General features: G+C 64.7%; 3 protein-coding genes. All 3 read left to right on the top strand.

The window, feature by feature from the left end; translation table 11 throughout:
• The first annotated feature begins 176 nt into the window (after positions 1-176).
• Genes NE609_RS17190 through moaC form a run of 3 tightly spaced genes read left to right on the top strand, consistent with a single transcriptional unit; the run spans position 177 to position 2,024 of the window.
• A complete protein-coding gene (locus NE609_RS17190) occupies positions 177-539 on the top strand; it encodes a winged helix-turn-helix domain-containing protein (protein WP_243107417.1) in 363 nt (120 codons plus the stop codon).
• Positions 526-1,551 carry a molybdopterin-binding protein gene (locus NE609_RS17185; protein ID WP_121586390.1) on the top strand — a complete coding sequence of 342 codons (1,026 nt, stop codon included), beginning with the start codon at positions 526-528 and terminating at the stop codon, positions 1,549-1,551. Before NE609_RS17190 ends, NE609_RS17185 begins: the two co-directional genes overlap by 14 nt.
• Positions 1,548-2,024: a cyclic pyranopterin monophosphate synthase MoaC gene (gene moaC / locus NE609_RS17180; RefSeq protein ID WP_370867184.1), complete on the top strand. Its 477-nt coding sequence runs from the start codon at positions 1,548-1,550 to the stop codon at positions 2,022-2,024. The genes NE609_RS17185 and moaC overlap by 4 nt, the downstream gene beginning before the upstream one ends.
• The last annotated feature ends 164 nt before the right edge of the window (positions 2,025-2,188 follow it).

Genomic DNA, 2,188 nt, shown 5'->3' with positions numbered 1-2,188 from the left:
GGCGTGAAGTAAGCGCCGCCGCGCCGGGGCGGGCGCGGCGCGGATCAAAACGCCCCGCGGCGCCGGCGGGGGGGCCGCCTTTGTCAATCCTCCACATTGACTTTTCCGGAATTTGTGGTAATATGGTGAAAACGATATATTTTTGATAACATAACGGTCGGGAGGGACGCGGAATGATGCCAGAGGGGTTGTCCTTCTCGCTGCGGGTGAGCCTGCGACGGTCGGAAAAGTTTTTCGGACCGGGCGTGGCGTCCCTGCTGCGGCTGGTCGAGCGGACCGGGTCGCTGCAAACGGCGGCCGCCGAGATGCAGATGAGCTACAGCAAGGCGTGGAAAATCATCCGCAAGGCGGAGGGGGAACTGGGCTTTCCGCTGATGGAGCGCCGCGTCGGCGGCGCCGGCGGCGGCTCCTCGAGCGTGACCGCCGAGGGAAAGCGGTTCCTCGAGCGCTACGAGCGGTTCCGCCAGGAGGTGCAGGACGCGGCCCAGAGGCTGTTTACAGAATGTTTTGAAGGCGGGGATACGAATGAAACGGATTAAGACGGAGGATGCGGTCGGGCAGGTGCTCTGCCACGACATGACGCAGATCATTCCCGGGGTGACCAAGGACGCGCGCTTCCGCAAGGGGCACGTCGTGACCGCGGAGGACATCCCGGTGCTGCTCTCGATGGGCAAGGACTACCTCTACATCTGGGAAAAGCAGGAGGGCATGCTCCACGAAAACGAGGGGGCGCGCATCCTCTGCGACCTGTGCAAAAACGAACACATGTCCGAAAGCCCGGTCAAGGAGGGTAAGATCGAGCTTACCGCCACCTGTGACGGGCTCTTCTCCATCGATGTGGAGCGGCTTGACGCGATCAATTCCCTCGGCGAGATCATGATCGCGGCGCGCAGCAACCACCTGCCGGTGAAGGCGGGCGACAAGCTGGCGGGCACGCGGGTGATCCCGCTGGTCATTTCCGAGGAAAAGATGAACGAGGCGAAACGGATTGCGGGAGACAAGCCGCTGCTTTCCCTGCTGCCCTACCAAAAAAAGAGATGCGGCATCGTCACGACCGGAAACGAGGTCTTTTACGGCCGTATCAAGGACGCCTTTTCGCCCGTCGTCGCCGCCAAGCTCGAGGAGTACGGCGGCGAGGTGATGGGGGTTACCCTCTGCGGCGACGACCCGGCGGGCATCACCGCCGCGATCGAGGCGTTCCTCGCGGACGGCGCGGACCTCGTCGTCTGCACGGGCGGCATGAGCGTCGATCCCGACGACCGCACCCCCGCTGCCATCAAGGCGACAGGCGCAAGGATCGTCAGCTACGGCGCGCCGGTGCTGCCGGGCGCGATGTTTCTGCTCTCCTATCTCGACGGAAAGCCGATCATGGGTCTGCCCGGCTGCGTCATGTACGCGCGCCGGACGATCTTTGACCTCGTGCTGCCCCGCGTCATGGCGGACGACCCCGTCACCGCGAAGGACCTCGCGCGGCTGGGGAACGGCGGCCTCTGCCTGAACTGCGAGACCTGCCACTACCCCAACTGCGGCTTTGGAAAGGGCGGCGTGTGATGAGCGGGCTCACCCACATCGACCGGAACGGCAACGCCGTCATGGTGGACGTAGGCGGAAAGGCGGAAACGCTGCGCATCGCGGTCGCCAAGGGCCGCATCCGCATGAGCGCGGAGACCTTTGAGACGATCCGCACGGGCGCCGCGAAAAAGGGCGACGTGCTCGGTGTGGCGCGGGTGGCGGGCATCATGGCCGCCAAGCGTACCTCCGAGCTGATTCCGCTCTGCCACCCGCTGATGCTCACCAAATGCACGGTGGACTTCGAGCTCCTGCCCGAGACGCTCGAGGTGGAGGCGGCCTGCACCGTCCAGCTCACCGGGCGCACCGGCGTTGAGATGGAGGCGCTCACCGGCGTATCGGTCGCGCTGCTGACCATCTACGACATGTGCAAGGCGATCGACCGGGGCATGGCCCTCGGAGACATCCGTCTCATCCATAAGGAGGGCGGGAAATCCGGCGTGTTTGATCGGTGATTTGCAGATTTGCCGCTCAGGGAGCGGCATAGTTGCCGGGTCCCGCCCCGGGGCGGTTTGAGATTTCCACCCGAGGGTCGGGGGCCTGTCGGTATGTCGACCGACGGCGGTTTTAGATTTGCCGCTCATCGAGCGGCGCAGTTTGTCGGTAGTCGACCGACGGC

This window comes from Anaerotruncus sp. DFI.9.16 (genome assembly GCF_024461615.1).
Lineage (GTDB): Bacteria > Bacillota > Clostridia > Oscillospirales > Ruminococcaceae > Anaerotruncus > Anaerotruncus massiliensis.
The sequence above is the reverse complement of the archived record's forward strand: the minus strand, read 5'-3'. Positions and strand labels throughout refer to the sequence as shown.